Origin of the sequence: uncultured Exiguobacterium sp. (genome assembly GCF_964277885.1) — a bacterium.
Classification (GTDB): Bacteria; Bacillota; Bacilli; order Exiguobacteriales; family Exiguobacteriaceae; genus Exiguobacterium_A.
Genome location: NZ_CAXYJR010000005.1, coordinates 2,102,165 through 2,122,439 on the forward strand (window position 1 = coordinate 2,102,165; position 20,275 = coordinate 2,122,439).

General features: G+C 45.4%; 20 protein-coding genes. 8 read left to right on the forward strand and 12 right to left on the reverse strand.

The features are described from left to right. The first annotated feature begins 62 nt into the window (after nucleotides 1-62). Nucleotides 63-635 (forward strand): YitT family protein, encoded by a 573-nt coding sequence (locus ACHWTJ_RS12780; RefSeq protein ID WP_394679802.1) that lies wholly within the window; start codon nucleotides 63-65, stop codon nucleotides 633-635. Between the two features lie 59 nt (nucleotides 636-694). On the opposite strand, the gene ACHWTJ_RS12785 is transcribed toward ACHWTJ_RS12780, so the two are convergent. Further along, entirely contained in the window at nucleotides 695-1,438 is a 744-nt protein-coding gene (locus ACHWTJ_RS12785) for an ABC transporter permease (RefSeq protein ID WP_294751806.1), read from the reverse strand. Beyond that, nucleotides 1,416-2,333, reverse strand: coding sequence for an ABC transporter ATP-binding protein (locus ACHWTJ_RS12790; protein ID WP_294743230.1), 918 nt, complete (start codon nucleotides 2,331-2,333; stop codon nucleotides 1,416-1,418). The genes ACHWTJ_RS12785 and ACHWTJ_RS12790 overlap by 23 nt, the downstream gene beginning before the upstream one ends. 156 nt (nucleotides 2,334-2,489) lie before the next feature. On the opposite strand from ACHWTJ_RS12790, the gene ACHWTJ_RS12795 reads away from it, so the two are divergent. From ACHWTJ_RS12795 to ACHWTJ_RS12805, 3 genes are all read left to right on the forward strand, one after another. Beyond that, nucleotides 2,490-2,960 (forward strand): GNAT family N-acetyltransferase, encoded by a 471-nt coding sequence (locus ACHWTJ_RS12795; RefSeq protein WP_294743233.1) that lies wholly within the window; start codon nucleotides 2,490-2,492, stop codon nucleotides 2,958-2,960. Between the two features lie 25 nt (nucleotides 2,961-2,985). Continuing rightward, nucleotides 2,986-4,569, forward strand: a complete 1,584-nt coding sequence (locus ACHWTJ_RS12800; RefSeq protein WP_394679803.1) for a diguanylate cyclase domain-containing protein — start codon at nucleotides 2,986-2,988, stop codon at nucleotides 4,567-4,569. An 86-nt stretch (nucleotides 4,570-4,655) separates the two neighbouring features. Continuing rightward, a complete protein-coding gene (locus ACHWTJ_RS12805) occupies nucleotides 4,656-6,122 on the forward strand; it encodes a glycoside hydrolase family 32 protein (protein WP_394679804.1) in 1,467 nt (488 codons plus the stop codon). A 50-nt stretch (nucleotides 6,123-6,172) separates the two neighbouring features. Here ACHWTJ_RS12805 and ACHWTJ_RS12810 read toward each other — a convergent pair whose 3' ends face one another. Next, on the reverse strand, nucleotides 6,173-6,670 hold the full coding sequence (locus ACHWTJ_RS12810; protein ID WP_294747807.1) for a GNAT family N-acetyltransferase: 498 nt from the start codon (nucleotides 6,668-6,670) through the stop codon (nucleotides 6,173-6,175). 247 nt (nucleotides 6,671-6,917) lie between these two features. Here ACHWTJ_RS12810 and ACHWTJ_RS12815 point away from each other — a divergent pair, with 247 nt between their 5' ends. Beyond that, complete coding sequence (locus ACHWTJ_RS12815; protein WP_294747810.1) at nucleotides 6,918-9,080, forward strand: ATP-dependent helicase; 2,163 nt, start codon at nucleotides 6,918-6,920, stop codon at nucleotides 9,078-9,080. A 204-nt stretch (nucleotides 9,081-9,284) separates the two neighbouring features. On the opposite strand, the gene mscL is transcribed toward ACHWTJ_RS12815, so the two are convergent. The 7 genes from mscL to ACHWTJ_RS12850 all read right to left on the reverse strand — a co-directional run bounded on the left by mscL (nucleotide 9,285) and on the right by ACHWTJ_RS12850 (nucleotide 16,055). Further along, nucleotides 9,285-9,677, reverse strand: coding sequence for a large conductance mechanosensitive channel protein MscL (gene mscL / locus ACHWTJ_RS12820; protein ID WP_394679805.1), 393 nt, complete (start codon nucleotides 9,675-9,677; stop codon nucleotides 9,285-9,287). 12 nt (nucleotides 9,678-9,689) lie between these two features. Further along, a complete protein-coding gene (locus tag ACHWTJ_RS12825; RefSeq protein WP_087679759.1) occupies nucleotides 9,690-10,571 on the reverse strand; it encodes a Cof-type HAD-IIB family hydrolase in 882 nt (293 codons plus the stop codon). A 75-nt stretch (nucleotides 10,572-10,646) separates the two neighbouring features. Then, the gene (cls, locus tag ACHWTJ_RS12830) at nucleotides 10,647-12,098 is read right to left on the reverse strand and encodes a cardiolipin synthase (RefSeq protein WP_394679806.1); all 1,452 of its coding nucleotides are present in this window, start codon (nucleotides 12,096-12,098) and stop codon (nucleotides 10,647-10,649) included. A gap of 136 nt (nucleotides 12,099-12,234) precedes the next feature. Continuing rightward, nucleotides 12,235-13,644, reverse strand: coding sequence for a protoporphyrinogen oxidase (hemG, locus tag ACHWTJ_RS12835; RefSeq protein WP_394679807.1), 1,410 nt, complete (start codon nucleotides 13,642-13,644; stop codon nucleotides 12,235-12,237). Further along, nucleotides 13,634-14,566: a ferrochelatase gene (gene hemH / locus ACHWTJ_RS12840; protein WP_394679808.1), complete on the reverse strand. Its 933-nt coding sequence runs from the start codon at nucleotides 14,564-14,566 to the stop codon at nucleotides 13,634-13,636. The genes hemG and hemH overlap by 11 nt, the downstream gene beginning before the upstream one ends. Continuing rightward, entirely contained in the window at nucleotides 14,563-15,609 is a 1,047-nt protein-coding gene (gene hemE / locus ACHWTJ_RS12845; protein ID WP_294743258.1) for a uroporphyrinogen decarboxylase, read from the reverse strand. Before hemE ends, hemH begins: the two co-directional genes overlap by 4 nt. A 143-nt stretch (nucleotides 15,610-15,752) precedes the next feature. Then, complete coding sequence (locus ACHWTJ_RS12850) at nucleotides 15,753-16,055, reverse strand: MerR family transcriptional regulator (protein ID WP_023467353.1); 303 nt, start codon at nucleotides 16,053-16,055, stop codon at nucleotides 15,753-15,755. A 117-nt stretch (nucleotides 16,056-16,172) separates the two neighbouring features. Between ACHWTJ_RS12850 and ACHWTJ_RS12855 the strand changes: the two genes are divergently transcribed. Continuing rightward, complete coding sequence (locus tag ACHWTJ_RS12855; protein WP_294743259.1) at nucleotides 16,173-17,471, forward strand: ammonium transporter; 1,299 nt, start codon at nucleotides 16,173-16,175, stop codon at nucleotides 17,469-17,471. 62 nt (nucleotides 17,472-17,533) lie between these two features. Here ACHWTJ_RS12855 and ACHWTJ_RS12860 read toward each other — a convergent pair whose 3' ends face one another. Further along, on the reverse strand, nucleotides 17,534-18,670 hold the full coding sequence (locus ACHWTJ_RS12860) for an ABC transporter permease (protein ID WP_394679809.1): 1,137 nt from the start codon (nucleotides 18,668-18,670) through the stop codon (nucleotides 17,534-17,536). Next, a complete protein-coding gene (locus tag ACHWTJ_RS12865) occupies nucleotides 18,667-19,401 on the reverse strand; it encodes an ABC transporter ATP-binding protein (RefSeq protein WP_294743263.1) in 735 nt (244 codons plus the stop codon). Before ACHWTJ_RS12865 ends, ACHWTJ_RS12860 begins: the two co-directional genes overlap by 4 nt. Nucleotides 19,402-19,717: 316 nt before the next feature. Here ACHWTJ_RS12865 and ACHWTJ_RS12870 point away from each other — a divergent pair, with 316 nt between their 5' ends. Further along, the gene (locus ACHWTJ_RS12870; protein WP_035409405.1) at nucleotides 19,718-19,966 is read left to right on the forward strand and encodes a GlsB/YeaQ/YmgE family stress response membrane protein; all 249 of its coding nucleotides are present in this window, start codon (nucleotides 19,718-19,720) and stop codon (nucleotides 19,964-19,966) included. Nucleotides 19,967-19,999: 33 nt separating this feature from the next. Then, nucleotides 20,000-20,251 (forward strand): GlsB/YeaQ/YmgE family stress response membrane protein, encoded by a 252-nt coding sequence (locus tag ACHWTJ_RS12875; protein WP_087679752.1) that lies wholly within the window; start codon nucleotides 20,000-20,002, stop codon nucleotides 20,249-20,251. Nucleotides 20,252-20,275: the final 24 nt, after the last annotated feature.

Sequence of the window (20,275 nt, forward strand, 5' to 3'; positions counted from 1 at the left end):
AGCAAAAACGGATTGTCATCTATTTATTCTCTATTTTAATTAACGCTTTAGGAAACAGCTTCATGGTGACCGCCTCGATCGGCAGTGCACCTTGGACATCAGCGAGTGAAGCCGTCGCGGCGATCTCTCCTTTAACTGTCGGACTAGCGATCATCGTCTTACATGTGCTCGCTTTAATAGCAGCACTTTCTCTTGGGAGTCGATTTAGTTGGTGGACAATCGTCCTCAGTTTCGCACTCGTCGTCCTGTTCGGCGCTGCGATTGATTTCTTCTTATCCATCCATCAATTGATTTATACACCACAGGAACTTTGGATGCGTGCCGTGTACATGTTGATCGGCATGCCATTGATTTCACTTGGACTCGCCCTCTATCTCCAAATCGGATTCGTATTGATGCCTCCGGATTACTTGATGAAGTCACTGATCAGCCGCTTCAAAAGTACATCGCTCGGAGCAACGATCAGCCTCGGCATTCCTTTTTTGATTGCTTGCCTCTTTTCACTGATCGAACGCGAACTGATCGGCATCGGAGTCGGAACTTTTATTTTCCTCTTATTGAACGGTCCACTGATCGAATGGTTTCAGCGATTGTTCCCGATTACGGCACGTCCACCTAAACGGACAAGTTCTTGAATACTGTAAAAGAGCTGCTATTGACAGACAAATTCATCTATCAATAGCAGCTCTTTCATTTACGTATATGATTTTCTTTGGAAGACAAGAATCGATGCACCTAACAAGACGATGATATGAGCCAATACGAACAAGGCGGAGAACGTCAAAGTTGTTCCCATCGCTTCACTCGTACCATAGGTCATAGAATCCTTGAAATACATTGACCAGTCTAAATGCATGAATACGATCCACTTAGCGATTGCTGGTTTGAAACCAACCAGTAAGTTACCCGCAATGCTTGTAAAGAACTGTGCTAGTACGGTGAAGCCGATAATCATTCCAACAGAACGGAACAACAACGAGAAGAATAACGTCATGAATATTGTAAAAATCGGACTGACAACTTGGACGATCGTATCGCGGAACAGAATTGGATCTCCTGCCTCTGAAAAGGCAAATGAGCCTGCGTAGACGATCGCAGCGATGAACACGAATTGGAACAACATGATCAAGATCGAAAAGATAAGTTTCGAGAAATAAATCGTCATTCGTGAATACGGACTCATTAATAAGTGTTTCATCGTGTCATAACGTACTTCATTCCCGATGGCTTCTGCCGTGAAGACAATCGTGATGATCCCTAATAGAGATGTCAGTAAAAGGAACGTTGATGAATAATAATCATAACGTGTGAACTCAAAATCATTCGTCTTTGCAACGATGATAATACCAACTGCAATAACGACATATAGTGCTAAGACAATCTTCGCTTTTTTAGTCGTCCACCATTTCATCCATTCATTTTGTATGAGCGAAAGCATGTGAATCCCCCTCTTTTTTCGTTACTTGCAGGAATTGTTCCTCAAGCGTCAAACGTTTAACGGTCAGTTCATGTAAATCGGCAATCGGCACGACGAGTCGAGCGATAGCTGGACATTCACTTTCCGGTGCGGTGATAATGATTTTATTCTCGAGTACTTCTGACGGATAGTTTGCGACGCGAAGCGCTTCAAGTACATCTGTCATCGCTTCCTTGTTGACACGAAGAGCGATTTTCGCTCCGGTTTCATTACGAACGGACTCGACCGACTTGATGATGCCTTGATCGATGATTGCGTAGCGATCACTGATTTGTTCCATCTCACTTAACATATGACTCGAAACTAAAATCGCAATATCTTGCTCACGCGCCATTTCTCGCAAATATTCACGAAGCTCTGCAATCCCTGATGGATCAAGACCGTTCGTTGGTTCATCTAAAATCAAGACGCGCGGATTATGTAGCAAAGCACGAGCAATACCGAGTCGTTGCTTCATCCCTAGCGAATACTCACCGACTTTTTTAGATAGTTTTCCTTCGAGACCAACAAGACGGGCTAATGCGTCATAATCCACTTGACCGAGTCCTGGAATGAGATTTTTCGCATGAATCAAGTTTTGCTTTCCTGTCAGATAAGGATAAAAGGCCGGATTCTCAACGATTGCCCCGATTTGCGTCAACGCTTTTGATCGCTCTTCTACGACATCGAATCCATTAACCGTGACTCGACCAGCATCTTGCTCAAGCAGTCCTGTGATGATACGAATTGTCGTCGTCTTCCCTGCTCCGTTTGGTCCGAGGAAGCCGAACACTTCACCTGGGGATACCTCAAAACTGACGTCTTTTAAAATTTGCTCTTTTCCGAGACGCTTTGAGATATTTTCAATTTTTAACATCTACTCTTCCTCCTCATTCATATTTTGTCTATGCTATTAGTGTACGTGATTTTAAAGGATAAGTTTCATTTCTTACAAATATGTAATCCGATTCCAATTAAAAAGGCGCAACAGTAGAAATTTTATACTAAAAATAAAGAATGGAGTCTTTATCAGATGATTTTTTTTGAAGAAGTGACACGCAAACACTTTCCGATCATCCAATCGTTGTACGCGAGTGTTCCAGAATATGCGCGCTTAGAAGAACGAATGCTCCCGCTCTCAGATTCGACCTTACAAGAAGAGTTTTTAAATCCTGATACCGTATCGCTGATTGGTTATATAGACGGAGAACCCGTCTTACTGATTGACTATCTACCGAAGCATCCAAAAGACGGTACACCTTGGATCGGTCTATTCTTACTGGATTCTTCTCAACACGGTACGGGAACTAGCAGTCGGTTACTATCCGCTTTTTGTGATCAGTTCCTAAGTCAGGAACCTCATATTCATCTCGCGATCTTACCCGACAATTTAAGAGCCCGTCGTTTTTGGGAAAAACACGAATTTCGATACGCGCGAACGAGTATCTCGAATCGCGAACAACACGTAGACGTCTACGTGTATGATGTAAGTAAAAACAAATGAAAACGCATGAATGGAGTATCGCACAATGTCCAGACCCTCACTTCGCTTTGACATCCTGTTAGCGGGATTGATTTCCCTATTATTTTTCAGCATGACGCTGTTGTTGACCTTCTTCATCAGTCAACACGCGACAAGCCGACTCCAATCGGAAGTCGGAATGAATCTGTCAACGACCGCTCACCAACTATCCGACAAGCTTGATCATTACATGTGGTCACGTTATGCAGAAGTGAAGTTACTCGGTTCTTTATCGACGATTCAACAAACAGATCAAAAAATTGAAACACGTCAGACACTAGATGAGTTACAACGACAGATTCCTGATTTTTCTTGGATTGGTCGTTTAGATACGAACGGTAAAGTCATTGCGTCAACGAATCAGATTCTTGAAGGAACATCGATTAAAGAACGACCTGTTTTTCAAAAAGCCTTATCGCAACCATTCATCGGGGATGTCCATGAGGCTGTCCTACTCGCAAAATTATTACCGAATCCAAGCGGCGAGCCGCTCCAATTCGTCGATATCAGTACACCTTTATATGATAAAGGACGATTTTCCGGTGTCCTCGCGACACATCTCAGTTTCGAATGGGCTAAAGCGATTGAACAAAGTTTTCAGAGCGCTACCTCTTCTCTCCAACAAGTCGATGTCTTCATCGTTAGTCAAGATCGAAAGACGATTTTGCTTGGACCAAACGGATGGAGTGGTAAGGCATTACCTGATCGTGTAACGCTCACTTCGAGTGCTTCTGCGATCGCTTCTTGGAAAGGAAAAGAATTCGTCTCCGGTCAAAGTACGAGTCGTGGCTACAAAGACTATGATGGACTGGGTTGGACGGTTCTCGTGCGTCAACCAACATCGATCGCCTTCGCTGATGCTGAAGCTTTACGCCAAACGATTTTCATCGCTGGATTGATTGCTTCTCTCATTACAGCCATACTCGGGTGGATGTTAGCGAAACTGCTGACTCGACCACTCTTGAAAATCACGCATGCCGCACAACAGATGAAAGATGATCCTTCAAAATCACTTCCGAACCATCGCGGAATCCGAGAAATCGAGACACTGACGAATGCCTTACAGCAATTGATTCGTCGATTACTACATACCGAAAAAGAAAAACTGACATTTGAACGATTATCGCAACGCGACAGTTTAACGGGTCTCGCGAACCGCAACGGTCTTGCTCAATACATCGAACAATTGCCTATAGGAACGCATTCCATCTACCTCTGTCTGGATTTAGATGGTTTTAAAGCAGTCAACGACACATATGGTCACGCCCTTGGTGATCTCCTCCTGATCGAGGTCGGTCAACGTCTCGAACAATTGCTTCCGCCTGGTGGGTTCGTGGCTCGTTTGGGCGGCGATGAGTTCATCATCGTCTTGACGACCCAATCCTTAATAGAAGCACAATATTTAGGTGAACAATGGATAGCACATGTCTCGATGCCATATCATTTAGAAGAACAGACTGTCCATATCGGAATGAGCATCGGGCTCGCCGAACAGGTAGCAGGTGAATCGCTCGAGCAAGTCATGCACCGTGCGGATTTAGCACTCTACCGTTCGAAGCAAGATGGTAAAGGTTGTATGTCTGTTCATTGACCTTTTGGGACGGAGGATTGACAAGCGCAGCTCTCCTCCGTAAGGTGAACGAGAAGCGTATAAATTTTCAACAAGGAGCTGTCAGCATGAATCAATGGACACGTGAAGCACGATATCGTCCCCTCTCGGATGTCGATCCGACCGTATACCAAGCGATGAAGGAAGAAGTAAGAACATCTCCTTGGCGATTTTCTTACCATATCCAACCTCCAACTGGGCTTTTGAATGATCCGAACGGCTTCGTCTACCACAATGGTCTCTATCATTTATTTTATCAATGGTTCCCACTCGGACCTGTCCATGGTCTAAAGTATTGGTATCACATGACATCAAAAGACCTCGTACATTGGTTCGATGAAGGAGCCGCCTTGATTCCAAATGACGACCCTGATTCGCACGGTGCTTATTCCGGTAGTGGTTTCATTAAAGATGATCAAGTACACATCATGTACACTGGTAATAAACGGGATGCGGATTGGAATCGTCATACGAGCCAAATCGTCGGCCATCTCCGCTCCGACGGACGAATCGAAAAACATTTACCACCTGCTATTACAAGCGTTCCTGAAGGATATACGGAACATTTTCGTGACCCGAAAGTCTTCCAAGATGCATCTGGCATCTGGTACTGCATCATCGGTGCCCAGCGCACTGACTTGACGGGATGTACGGTCTTCTATCAATCTCAGGATGCCGAACATTGGACATTCCTCGGTGAGTTACAGACGAATAATTCAACTTTCGGTTACATGTGGGAATGCCCGGATTATTTCGAACTTGATGGAAAAGGTGTTCTCCTCTTTAGTCCTCAAGGGATTGAGCCGGATGGTACGAACTATCAAAATATTTTCCAGTCCGGTTACTTCATAGGTGAACCGTTAGCTTTACCAAACTTAGACTTCACACATGAATCTTTCCAAGAACTCGACTTTGGATTCGATTTCTATGCGCCGCAAACAACAAAAGCGGCAGATGGTCGACGGATTCTCGTCGGCTGGATGGGATTACCGGATATCAGTTATCCTTCTGATATCTACAACTGGGCACATGCGCTGACCTTACCGCGTGAATTATCGATGGAACATGGACAACTTCGTCAACGACCTGTCCGTGAACTGACACAGCTACGAAAAGAGACGCTGTTTGACGAAACGATTCTTTTCGAGAAAGATGTGACGATTGCGGAAGCCGAGATTTTCGAACTCATGATGAACGACTTGAAGCTAACGTCGGACTCGTTCCGCTTCTCGATTCGTCAAGACGCTACAGAAGAGACGGTATTCCACTACAATGCTGTATCACGTCAATTTACGATCGACCGAAGCCGTTCAGGTGCGGAAGTCCCTGCCGAAACATTCGGTACATCGCGGTCAAATGTCCTTACGAAAGACCTGCATACATTACGTTTGTTCGTGGATCGTTCTTCGTTTGAACTTTTCCTCAATGATGGGGAAGCCGTCGCAACCGGGCGCATCTTCCCGAAAGCATCCAGTCGTGAGATCGCTTTCTCCGGTGAGGCCACTGCTCACCTTTCCATTTTTGATTTATCTTAAATAACAAAAAAGCATTTTCCTGAATAGAATCAGGAAAATGCTTTTTTGCTTCACTGTTTCAATCGTGATTCCTTTTCTAAATCGAAGGCGAGGATATGCTGCTCTCCGATTGGACCCATAACAGATTGTAATGTATCGACATATCCCGTCTTGAAATACAATGATTTTGCAGCGATATTCTTTTTATTAACCGCAAGTGTAATTGCTGTGACTTCTGGGAAGTGATGGTGGACGAACTCCGGTAACTGCATCATCGCCTCTTTAGCATACCCTTGGTGTTGATGCCGTTCATCAATCGAAAAGGCACGTAAAAGGACACTTTGTTCATCCGTTCGATGTGTTTTAGGGGGATTGAGATGGAGAATAAAAAATCCAACGACGAGCTCGTCTTTTTTGATGACGACTGGGAACTTATCGGGATGCGCAACCGCATCCGTGACGACATCCGTTGGAAAAGAAGTAAACTGAACTTGTTCCTCCGGAAGAATGAACGCCTCACATTGTTCATAATGTTCATTTGTATACATGTGTAATTTCACTACAGACATTCTCATTCCGCCTTCCCTCTTTGTACAGGACAAGAGAGTACTCTCTTACATCTATTCCCATTTTAATGTTTTTGTGACCATTTGCCTAGTCTTTTAGAGATACTCCTCTTACATAACATCCAGTAGTCTTATGTCTCTTTATTCCACGGTTCGTCTCTCGGTAATCCAATCCGATCATTAAAAATGCTACACTAGGGAGAGTTCGAATTAATGGACACGAAATTAAACGCTCGAGGTGAACTGTATCATGCATGAAGATTTTTTCGAACAGATGGAGCGATTGACTGGCATTCAACTGAATCCTGTCCAACAACAGGCAATCGAACATGATCATGGTCCGTTGCTGTTACTCGCCTCACCCGGCTCTGGAAAAACAACGACCCTTAATTTTAAGATTGCCTATTTGATTTTACAAAAAAAAATTGAACCGCATCGTATTCTTGGACTGACCTTCAGTAAAGCAGCAGCTCGCGAGATGGCGGATCGTTTTTATCATCTATTTCACGAATTAATTGGAACGACAGCGGCATTCTCGACGATTCATAGCTTTGCTTTTCAAGTCGTCCGGGATCATACTTCCCAGCAACGTCTCTCCTACACGATCATCGAGGGACCAATGGATCAACAACATCCGAATGCACCACATAAACGGATGTTACTGCGACGTATTTTTCAGGAAATTAATCGGAGTGTCATTACCGATGATCAGATGGATGAGTTGTTACGGATGATTTCCTTTGTCAAGAACCGTCTCCTTTCTTTAAAGGAAATCAAGGCAGTACCGACGACGATCAAACATTTCCCTGATATCTATGTAGCATATGAACAATTCAAGTCGCGTGATCCTCTGCATCCGTTACTCGACTTTGATGATATGTTGACGTATGCGAATACGATTTTGGAGCAAGACCGTCGTCTGTTGCAACATTATCAGCGACGCTTCGACTATATCCTAACGGATGAGAGTCAAGACACATCGCTCGTCCAACATCAATTGGTCGAAAAGTTAGCCTTACCGCATAACCGTCTTTGTGTCGTTGCAGATGATGATCAGACGCTATACAGCTGGCGTGGCGCGGACGCTTCTAAAATTTTGCACTTTAAGGACACGTATCCAAACGCGACAGTCCTCTACATGGAACAAAACTATCGTTCGTCTCAAGATATCGTATCCGTTGCGAATCAATTCATTCAGCGCAATAAAGCACGCTATCCGAAACAGATGTTCACACAGAACGCTGCTGTTCGTCCGATCATCTTAGAGACGTTACCGACCTATGAAGATCAGACTCGTTATTTATTGAATCAGTTACGAATGGAAACGAATTACCGCGAGGTGGCCATTTTATATCGCAACAATGCTTCTTCGATTAACGTCATGAATGCGTTAGATCAAGCAAACATTCCTTTCTACATTAAGGATGTTGATCATAAATTCTTCAGTCATTGGATTTTGAAGGATATTTTAAATTTCATGACATTCGCACAAGATCCGACAGATATCGATGTGTTAGCAACTATCCATACGAAATTTGCCGGATATATCTCAAAAGCGCAACTGGCTCAATTGCAACAGTTCGGTACAGGTGAATCTGTATTTGATTTACTCATAAACAAAATTGAGATGAAGTTTTATCAAAAGAAACAACTTCAACAAATGAAGCGTACGTTCGCTTCCATTCAGACCGTTCGACCATCTGCTGCCCTTTCTCTGATTCGTCATGAATTGGGCTACGAAAAGAATTTACGAAAAATGAGTGAGAGTCTCGGTTTTAGTCTCGATCACCTGCTTGAGACATTAAATACGATCGATAACATCGCAAGTGATGTACCGACGTTACTCGCCTTTCGTGAGCGGATCGCGCATCTCGAACAGTTGATGCGTGATGCGAAACAAAATAAAAATCAAAACGCGGTCACCCTTTCGACCTTTCACAGTGCGAAGGGACTTGAATTCGATCGCGTCTTCATGATTGATCTCGTTGCAGGTATTCTTCCATCGGCTGATACGATCAAGGCGTACAAGAATGGACAACTCGATGATATGGAGGAAGCTGCACGTTTGTTTTACGTTGGGATGACACGAGCGCGGTACGAACTACATCTCCTGTCCTACCGTTTTAAATCGAAATCATTTGATGTTTCGCCATTCGTCGAAGACGTTCATCGCCTCGTCACGCCCGATGCTTCAAAACGAAAAGTAGAGCGCAAGCGAACTGCTGTTACAGCGCGAGCTAGCGTTCCTCCTCTACCGATCACTGAGAACATGCGTGTCTCGCATACAGCATTTGGTGCCGGAACCGTCTTGCACCTGGTTGACGACGTGCTAGAAATCTCATTTGATCAAGGAATGAAAAAACAGCTTTCGTTACAAGTCTGCTCTGAAAATGCATTACTCGAAATTTTATGATTTAAAAAAGAATGACGCGTCTTTTCACGCCCTTTCCTCAGGCGAGACACAAGCCAGTTTTTCTGCTTCATTCAAGCAGGAAAACTGGCTTGTTTATCTCTGACAGCACATAATGCGCTTTTTCCTGTAGGAGTGACGTGTGACGCGTCATTCTTTTTGTTACGAGATAAAGGTCGACTTTTGAGTCAGCCTTTGGTGTATCCGTTAATTTTTCGTCGATGATTTATTTTGATGAATCAAGGCATCTCTGATTTCTGTCAATAATTTTTCTTCTGTCGTTGGTACCGCTTCTTCTTCGATGACTTCTTCCTTCTTCCGGAATGAAGTGATTCCTTTGACAAAGATAAACAGCGCAAAGGCAATCAACAAGAACTCGATGCTCGCTTGAAGAAATTGACCGTACTGCAACTCTGCATTTCCAACCATGACCGACAATCCTTTGACATTAATGCCCCCGATGATGATACCGATCAGTGGCATAAAGACGCTGTCGACAAGCGACTTGATGATTCCACTAAACGCAGCACCAAGAATAACTCCGACCGCTAAGTCGATCACATTTCCTCGAAATGCGAATTCCTTGAATGCCTTAAACATGAAACGTCCCCCTTACCAAGCGCGGGACGCCAACTGCTGAATCGCATATCCGACGCCGTGCTCATCATTTGATTTCGTCACGTGATGGGCAATCGCTTTTGCCTCATCATGACCATTTCCCATTGCAATCGCCTTACCGGCAACTTTGAACATTGGAAGATCGTTCAGATTATCACCGATGACAGCAACCTGTTCGATTGGCACACCGAGATGGTCTGCGAGGATTTTAACCGCCGTTCCTTTATCGGCACCAACTGCCATGACTTCAATGTTATCGTGTCCTGACGACGTGACATAGACACCGTCGACCTTCTGCTCGATTTCCTGCCAGATTTTTTTCATTAATTCTTGATCAAACGAAAATGAGATGAATTTAAATACTTTTCCCGCTTGGTTACGGATGTACGACCGGAATCCATCAATCATCTTGACGTCTTCGTGGACATAATAACGATCGTGGAAGAAATCAAGCACTTGTTTCGCCCGATCACTTTCTTCACTTAACTCTTTCAGCGAATCATAGGCTGCGTCGATCGTCGCTCCTTGTGCTGTCACGAGTCCTTGATCACAGAACATCTCAAAGAAAACTTCGTATTGGCTAATGATGCCGTAAATTTGCTGTGCTTGTTCCGTTGTCAACGTCGTCGCACTCAACTCTTCTCCATCAACGGTCATCACACGTGCTCCGTTCGAAGCAATAATCGGACAGTGGATTCCTGCTGCGTCCGTCAGTTCTTTAGCATTTAAGTAGTTACGTCCTGTTGCGATTGCAAACTCGACACCTTGTTCGCGTGCTGCTTCAATTGCCTGAATCGTCTCCGGTTCAATTCGTTGCTTGCCCGAAAGAACGGTTCCGTCCATGTCTGATACGAGTAGTTTGATTGGATTTGCCATCGTCTTCACTCTCCTCTTTTTCTATTTCCATACCACTATACCATTTTTCACATTTTGACTGGTCGTAAACGCGGTTTACAAAATCGGTGATAACAAACGCGAAATACTTTCCTTGAATTTGATCGTTCTTGAACGCGCGGTATACGACTCGATCGTCATGAGCTTTGATACCTCACAATCAGCGAGGAAGAGACGTTCTAGTTCAATCGCTACTGCCTGGTCATAGACGATCGTATTCATTTCGAAGTTCAGCCGAAAACTTCGCGCATCGATATTCGTCGTCCCGACTGAAGCAATCTCGCCATCAACGACGATCGTCTTCGCGTGTAAAAATCCAGGTTCATACGTGTAGACTTTAGCTCCGTACGATAACAACTCCCCTACAGCAGCAGTCGTTGCCCAGTAAACAAATGGATGGTCCGGTTTGTTCGGAATCATGATGCGGACTTCCACTCCGGACAGAAGGGCTGCCTTACATGCATCTAAATAACTCGTGTCTGGAATGAAATAAGGCGATTGGATGTAAATCGTCCGCTTTGCTTCGTTGATCATCTTGATCAAGGCAAGCTTCAAATACTCTGAACGAGAATCAGGACCCGATGTGACGATTTGCATCGGTAATATATCCTGAATTTTATGCGTTCCATAGTAAAACAAAGATTTTTCCGTGTAAACGTCACTTGCTTGGTTCCAGTCGAGAATAAAGCGGTCGAGTTGATCATGAACGACGTCACCTTCCAAGCGAAAATGTGTGTCCCGCCAGTAGCCGAACTTTTCATCGATCCCGAGATATTCCGTACCAACGTTAAACCCACCAATGTAGCCGATTCGACCGTCGATGATACAGGATTTACGGTGATTCCGATTGTTCAATCGAAAATTAACGAATCCAATCGTCGACGGGAAAAAGGCAAACACTTCTCCTCCGTGTGCGAGTAAATCCTTAAAATCCGTCCGTTTGAGACTTCGTGATCCGACAGCATCATACAAGAGACGGACTTTGATCCCCCGACTGGCACAATCGGTCAATGTATCAATCAATGCTAATCCGAGACGATCTTTTTGAATAATGTAGTATTGGATGTTCACTTCATGCTCGGCCTGACGGATATCTTGAATCATCCGATTGAACTTTTGCTCGCCATCCGAAAGAATCTGGAGTTGATTCGAGAGACTGAGCAGGGAACCGTTCGACACCAGGTTCATCCGAATCATATCTCGGTGCTTTTGAATCATCGGGTGTCGCCCCATCGTCGCTAGTTCCTTCTTCTGTAAGGTAATCCGTCTATCTTGCTCCAGTTGTTCTTCATCCGTGATACGATAAAAATTTGTTTTTTTCAACAGTCTTCCGAAAAATAGATAGACGAGAAATCCAACGAGTGGAATAAAATACAAGATGAATACCCATGCCCACGTCGCTCCAATATCGCGCCGTTCGAGAAAAATAACCGTCAGGACCGCCAAAATATTCATGATGAGCAATCCGTAGACGATGATGATCGTGAACGTACTCCATACTTCCACCATACGATTCCCTCCCGTTTCAACGATATCGTTCGATTTTGATTCCTTTGTCTCTTATTCCCGTTTCCTTCCGTGTCATTCTTCTGAAGACAAAAAAACCTTTTTGAAGCACTGCTAGCTTCAAAAAGGTTTAGGTGTGTCATGATTCTTTACATGGTTCCGGTTGTTGTAAAGCCATGTGTTCAAGTGTCGCTTTGACGCCTGCCACACAGTCTGGCAATCCAACACCATCATAAGCAAGTCCGGCTAAATGAATGTGTGGATAGTGAGAAGCGACGATTTCTCGCACTTCTTGAATCCGCTGTGCATGTCCTACCGTGTAGGCCGGTAAGCCGTCTAATAAACGACTGATGACGACACGTTCCGGTTGCAACGAACGACCACAGATGGTTTCAAGATCCTCTAAGACGACGCGTTCAATCATTTCGTCTGATTCACGGACAAGCGCATCTTTTCCGGGGCGACCGATGAAGGCTCGGAGTACAGTATGATTCGGTGCTGCATGATTCCACTTTTGATCAATCGCCGTGCACGCTGTGATTGAATATGGCGCCCGACGATTGACGATGAATCCTGTTCCATCGATCGGTAACGCCGTTTCCTTATCAAAAATCAACGTGACTGTCGCTGTCGAGTGTGTCGATAGGTTCGCAAGCCCTGGAAGCGTCACTTCTGGTAACAAGGAGACGACTTGGCGATGCGGAATCGTTAACAAAATATCATCGGCATACTCTGGACCATGATCCGTTTCGAGACGATACCGTCCGTCTTCTTCTCGTTCAATCGAGCGAAGTGGTGTCTCAAGACGAATCTCCGTCCGTTCAAGCACCTCTTCTAGCCGTTCGACGAGGGATTCGAGTCCGGTAGCAAGTGATAGGAATTGACCTGTCGCTTTGAGCGTCGGACCTTGTTGTTGATCAAGCGGACGCATGAGACGCATTCCTTCGAACAAACTTCCTGCCTTTTGCTCATTCGCTACAAATTGCGGATAGGTCGCGAACGTACTCATCCGGTCGATATCACCCGCATAGATACCTGAAAGAAGCGGTTCGATCAACTTCTCGACGAGCGCATCTCCAAGACGCGGACGCAGGTATTCCCCTAATGGAATGTCTGTTTCCGGAATCGTCAAATCAGGAGCGGGGTGAAGCAAGCGGTCTGTCACCTCTGCTTTTTCTTCTTCCGTCAACAGAGACGTCTCTGCGAATAACTCTAGATCCGTCGGGATGCCCATGACGGCACCTTTTGGAATCGGGTGGAGTCCGCGCGCATCCAAGATATACGCTTGCGACGTGTTATTGCGAACGAGTTGCTCCCCTAATCCGATCTCTTCGATGAGATCCGTTAGTACGTGTTTTCGTGCGACATATGAATCTGGTCCACGCTCGATCGTCAATCCTTCGTCCCGATATGTTGCCACCTTGCCACCGAGACGACCTTCTGCCTCGAGTAACGTGATGTTCATCTCCGGAAACTGTTTCTCTGCATAATAGGCGGCTGCAAGCCCTGATATACCACCGCCCACGATGACGAGACGTTTACTTGACATAACTACCCACCTGTTTCGCGACGGCTTCCGTGACAGCTTTCATGAAAGCTGGATCCGCGTTTGGCATGACAGGTCGCGCATAATGGATTCCAAGTTCGTCACAGACGACTTTACACTCATAGTCATTATCGAACAGTACTTCTAGGTGATCCGCTACGAAACCAACTGGTACGTAAACGAACGCTTCATATCCTTTTTCTTTGTAGACATCCCGCGTCAAGTCCTGAACATCTGGTCCAAGCCATGGTTCTGGCGTTTGTCCAGCCGATTGCCAGCCTGTGATCATATGCGGTACACCAGCACGTTGCGCGATCAACTCAGCAGTTTCCTTCAGTTGTTCAGGGTACGGATCGCCGTTTGCAATGATTTTCTCAGGCAGACTGTGCGCTGAAACGACGAGAACGGCTTTTTCTTCAGGTACTGGTAAAGCGTCGAATGTCTTGCGGATTTCTTTTCCCCACCAATCGAGGAATGCTTCTTCTTTGTACCACGATTCGACAGATGCGAGACGAATACCATGTTGATCCGCGACTTCCTTCGCACGACCGTTGTATGAACGAATACTGAACGTCGAATAGTGTGGTGCTAAAACGACTGTGACCGCTTCCGTAATGCCGTCTTTTGCCATTTGCTCGACAGCATCCTCAACGAATGGCTCGATGTGTTTCAGACCAAGATAGAGTTTGAACTCGATTTCACCAGCATATTTCTCAGACAATTGACGATGTAGCTCTTCTGCCTGGTCAATCGTGACTTGTGCGAGTGGTGAGACACCACCAATCGCTTCGTAACGTTCCGTCAACTCTGCCAATGCTTCTGGAGACGGTTTGCGTCCGCGGCGGATGTGCGTATAATAACGCTCGATATCTTCTGGTTTATACGGCGTACCATACGCCATGACAAGTAATCCTAACGTCTTCATTTTCCTACCTCCATTTTTTCTTTCGAATAATCATGGATAAATGCAGTCAAACGCTTCAATACTTCTGGATCAACTTCCGGGAAGATCCCGTGACCGAGGTTAAAGATGAACCCTGGTTGTTTCATTCCCATGTCGAGAATTTCCTTCGCTTTCGCTTCGAGGATATCCCATGGTGCTAACAGATAAGACGGGTCGAGGTTTCCTTGAACGGGTTTCGTCAGTCCACGCTCGCGTGCTTCATCAATCGACAAACGCCAATCGAGTCCAACGACGTCTAGCGGTAAGCTGTGCCATTCCTCTGCCAAATGACTCGCACCTACACCGAACATGATCATCGGCACGCCTGTATCTTTTAATTCCGTGAAAATGCGTTCCATCGTCGGCTTGATGTAACGCACATAATCTTTCCGGCTTGTCGTTCCGACCCATGAATCAAAGATTTGGAACGCTTGGATCCCTGCATCTACTTGTGATTTGATGTAATCGATGACCATGTCACCTAGTTTCTCCATTAAGGCATGCCATACCTCAGGTTGTCCATACATCAATGCTTTCGTTTTATGGTATCCCTTTGAAGGTCCACCTTCAATCATATAGCTCGCAAGCGTGAATGGTGCCCCGGAAAAACCAATCAACGGTACTTCGAGTCGTTCCCGTAACAAACGAATCGTTTCATAGATATATGGAATATCTTCACGGTTGAAAGGTTGCAGTGCTTCAACATCTGCCATCGTGCGAATCGGGTTCGCGATGACTGGACCGATACCACTCTTGATTTCGACGTCAACGCCCATCGATGGAAGTGGTGTCATGATGTCTTTGTACAGAATCGCTGCATCGACTCCTAATTGTTTTACAGGTAGTTCTGTCACATATGCGCCTAGCTCCGAGTCATGTGTGATCTCGAAAAGCGTCCGTGTCTTCTTGATTTCACGATATTCCGCTTGATAACGACCTGCTTGTCGCATGTACCAGACGGGAACGTGATCAATCTGCTCGCCACGGATCGCCCGCAAAAACGTATCATTGAATTTCTTCATCATAACTACCCCTTTATACTCGTTCTAACGCCCCAAAAAAACGTACGATAAGTTTGTGAACACAGAAACATTATATCTGAAATTAAGAAGTCTGTGCCAATAAATCGTTTACAAAATGACAGTTCTGTTACCAGTTCATGAAATGTTCACTGTTTCTTGTAAAGACCGAATGCAGCGTTTAACTGACCACGAATCAAGTCCGAACGTTGCTGTTCCGTTACCTTGCGTTCTTTTTCTCGAATTTCGTGCGTGCGCCAACCATCCTCGATTTTTTCTGCGACTTCAACGAGTCGCTCGACATCCGTAAACGAATATTTTCGTGTCTTTCCATTCGTCCGTTCTGGAAAGATCAACTTCCGTTCCTCATAGTAACGAATCTGACGTTCTGATAATCCGGTTAATTCACAGACGATCCCGATCGACATCACCTTTTTTTCGCGGTAGTTCATCTTCGTCACTCCTTTCCACAAAAATACCATGTCAGATTTTCTGACACAACACGTTTCTTCGAAAGTGTTTCCGTCTAAAGTAAACACATACTTTAAATGGATAAAGGAGGAACGACAATGAAACTGGAACAACTCGCTATCTCAGTCGACACGTTTTATGTCTTATTCGCAGCACTACTCGTCTTTACGATGCAAATCGGATTCTTACTTCTGGAAACAGGGATGTTACGGGCGAAGAACGCGGGGCACGTCGCCGTCAAACAAATCATCAGCTTCTCGGTTGCCGCTCTCGCCTTTTGGGCCATCGGATTCGGATTAACGTTCGGTGATGGTAATTCCATTATCGGAACGGAAGGATTCTTCTTACATGGAGGATTTAGCAGCCTGGATTGGTCGAATATCACGATTGATGTGAAGTTCCTCTTCCAACTCTCGTTTGTTGCTGTCTCCCTCGCGATCGCTTGGGGCGGATTCGCAGAACGCGCTAAATTATCCGTCTACCTGTTGTTCGGAACGTTTTTCGTTGCCATCATCTATCCGATCATCGCACGTTCCGTTTGGGCAGGTGGATTCCTTGGTTCGCTCGGGATGCAAGACTTCGCCGGATCAACGGTCGTCCACTTACAAGGTGGGATTGCTGCCCTGGTTGCAGCTTTACTGCTTAAGAAACGAATCGGTGCTGAAAAAACACCGTTACTCGGACATAACGTCATCTATTCTGTCGTTGGTGCCTTCATCCTCTGGTTATGTTGGTTCGGCTTCAACGCCGGTTCGACATTAACGATCGCAGACGGGTTCTTTAGCTACGTTGCCTTGACGACGTTACTTGCGACTGCAGCAGGTGCCCTCGGAGCTCTTGCCATCTCGTTCTGGCACCGTCGTGTCGCAGATATCCCTTCGATCATCAACGGTGTGTTAGCTGCACTCGTTGCCATCACAGCAGCCTGTGCCTTCGTCGAACCGTGGGCAGCCGTCGTCATCGGCTTCCTCGCTGGTGTCATCACATATGGGACGAGCATTCTTCTCGCAAGTCGCGTCGACGATCCATTATGTGCCTTCTCCGTTCATGGCGTCGCTGGTATCTGGGGTACACTCGCAACTGGATTCTTCGCTTCACCACGACTCGTTGAAATCACAGGGATCGGACAAGCTGGTCTCTTCTATGGAGGTGGCTTTACGCAACTCGGTGTTCAAGCCCTTGGTGTCGTCTTTGCTATCGTCATCGTCAGCGTCTTGAGTTACGCATTCTTAAAAGTTCTCGACCTTACGATTGGTCTTCGGATCACACGCGAAGATGAACTCCGCGGACTGGACGTTGCGGAACATGGTCAATCTTCTTACGATCTCCCTGCGCCTGTCAGCAAAGAATTACGTATGGTCGAAGAAGAAGACCTCTCAAACGAACGTGTTAACTAATGATTGATAATAGAAAGAGCCTACGCAATGGATTCGTTGCGTAGGCTCTTTCTAATTGTCTATCATTTTCGTGCATAATACTCACCGATCACAAGTGCCAAGGCTGCGCCACCCACGACATAGATGGATCCGCTTAAAAAGAATCCAAGTAGCGTCAAGACAATGCATTGACTGATTGCTGCGAAGCGGATGATTTTCCGTTTCGCCTGTACAGCATTTCCAAACGGTAGTAGACGAGTCAACAGATGTTGGTCTACTGCCTTCGTAAACGGTGCTAGTTGAAAGCTTGTCAATCCTGCAAACGCAGGAATTGCAAGCGCAACGAACAACTCGTTACCACTCGCTAACCACATGAACACAGCCCCGATCAGCGTGAGACGCACAATCAATCCGATGCCGTCCCCACTCCGGAGGAACTGTTTGACATATAAATAATCGAATGTCGTTTGAGCGCGATGTGGAATTTGTTCGACCATCTTACTTAAGAGACGACGGCGTTTATACGTTGCCGATAGATGCGGCACATCGACGAACCAGTTGGCCAGTCGATAAAAACGATCACGTGATTCCTGTTCGAGCGCAATCCATTCGCGTAACGGGAGATGCTCCTGACGCTTCAGATGAAGGACGACCATTAACAGTAAGGCAACGACGATCGTTATCCACGCCATATCGATGATAACGAGTAGTGCTGCTCCAAACGCATACAATAACACCGTCCGATGCGCGATACCTTCAAGCTTCGACAAATTCGCTGCCGCTCCGAATAGGGCAAGAGCTACGCCCATTAAGACAAGTTCAAACGGCGTCGTCTGTTCCGTCCGAACATAGAGGACAACGACTGCTAGAAACGGAATCACAGCACGAATGATGCCAAAAATCGCATTATACGCTCGCACCTGTTGCATGAAACTTGATAACTTCGCTAATACGGGTAATAGAAATACTTGATCTGCCTCGACAAGAAACGTTCGGCTTGTCCGGTAGAGCGGCAAAATCAAAAATAGGGCTGCCATGACGAATCGACCTGGAAACGATGGGTCGAGTTGGTCGAGGAAACGGCCGTAGACGACTAATGCGTATAAAATGACAAAGTAGACGGTAAATAACAGTCCACCATTCGCCATATATCGTGTATATTTCACCGTTTCCGTCATCGCTGCTTGGTACCGTTCCTTCCATAAGGACTGGCTGTTCATCGTTCCGCCTCCTCGATCGCGGCAACGTACAGATCATCGAGCGTTCCATCTTGTAGTCCATAGCGAGCTCGCAAAGCAGCTGTCGTCCCTTCTGCCGCAATATGCCCTTCATGTAAAAGAACGAATCGATTACAGTGACGCTCTGCTGTCTCGAGAATATGCGTCGACATTAAAATCCCCTTACCTTCCTGCTTGAGTTCACTGAAAATCTGAAGCAACTCTCGGATTGCCAGTGGATCAAGTCCAACGAACGGTTCATCAACGATTAACAGCTCACTCCCTGTGACGAGTGCACATAAAATCATCGCTTTTTGTTTCATCCCTTTTGAGAAAACACTTGGAAACCACTCGAGTTGTTTCGTCATTCGAAGGCGTTCAGCATAGTGATTTGCTCGCTCTATCGCTACTACTTCTTCGACATCATATCCTTGCGCCATCAGACGAAGGTGCTCCCGTAACGTTAGTTGTTCATATAACATCGGCTGTTCCGGAATATACGCGACTTGGCGACGATACTCGGTTTCGTTCGTCGCTAAATCTAATCCGTTGATTCGTACCGATCCCGTCTTGACCGGTAATAGACCGAGGATATGTTTAATCGTCGTTGATTTCCCCGCACCATTTAATCCGATTAAACCCACAAGTTCCCCTTGATCCACTTCAATATTGATATCATGAAGGACAGTTTTAGATCCGTATCCTCCTGATAAGCCCTTGATCTCTAATAACATATTCGCCACTCCCTTTAAGCACATCGTAAGGTAGATCTTCTTAGACTTTCTAGCTTCGTGCTTCATTTTTTAAAATATAATGTTTTAATACTTGTTTTTTCGGCAATTACTCTAAGTGTAATCGTTACATCAATATATGAAAACGATTTACATGTAAATTGAAGGTGAAATCAATGAGTCGTCCATTCATTCTCTATCAAGTGGTCTAATCTTCTAGTCATTTAAAGAATGAACGATTTCAGATTTTTTCATTTTCGCACGTGTTTATAACTGCCTGAAAACAGGTAAAACTAATATGTAGAGGAGTTGTTTAAAAATGGGATTCTTATGGGCATTAATTGTTGGTGGTCTCATCGGTTGGATCGCAAGTTTAATCATTGGGAAGGATGTACCGGGTGGCATCATCGGTAACATCATCGCTGGTTTCATCGGTTCGATGATCGGTCAAGCTATCTTTGGTTCAATGGGACCAGAAATTGGTGGATTTGCAGTCATTCCGGCTATTCTCGGAGCAGTCATCTTGATCTTCATCGTCTCACTTATTCTCCGGGCAGTACGCAAGTAATCATATATTCTAATCGAAAAGGAGTGTTTTGAAATGGGATTCTTATGGGCATTAATCGTTGGTGGTATTATTGGTTGGTTAGCAAGCTTGATTTTAGGTAAAGATGTTCCAGGCGGTATCATCGGTAACATCATCGCTGGTTTCGTCGGTGCAATCATCGGTCAAGCATTATTTGGAGATTGGGGTCCAATGGTTGCCGGATTCGCAATCGTACCTGCTTTACTCGGAGCTATCATTCTTATCCTTATCGTATCGTTCATTCTCCGTGCGGTGAATAAACGATAACCAAAAATCCTCGGACGTTTCTGT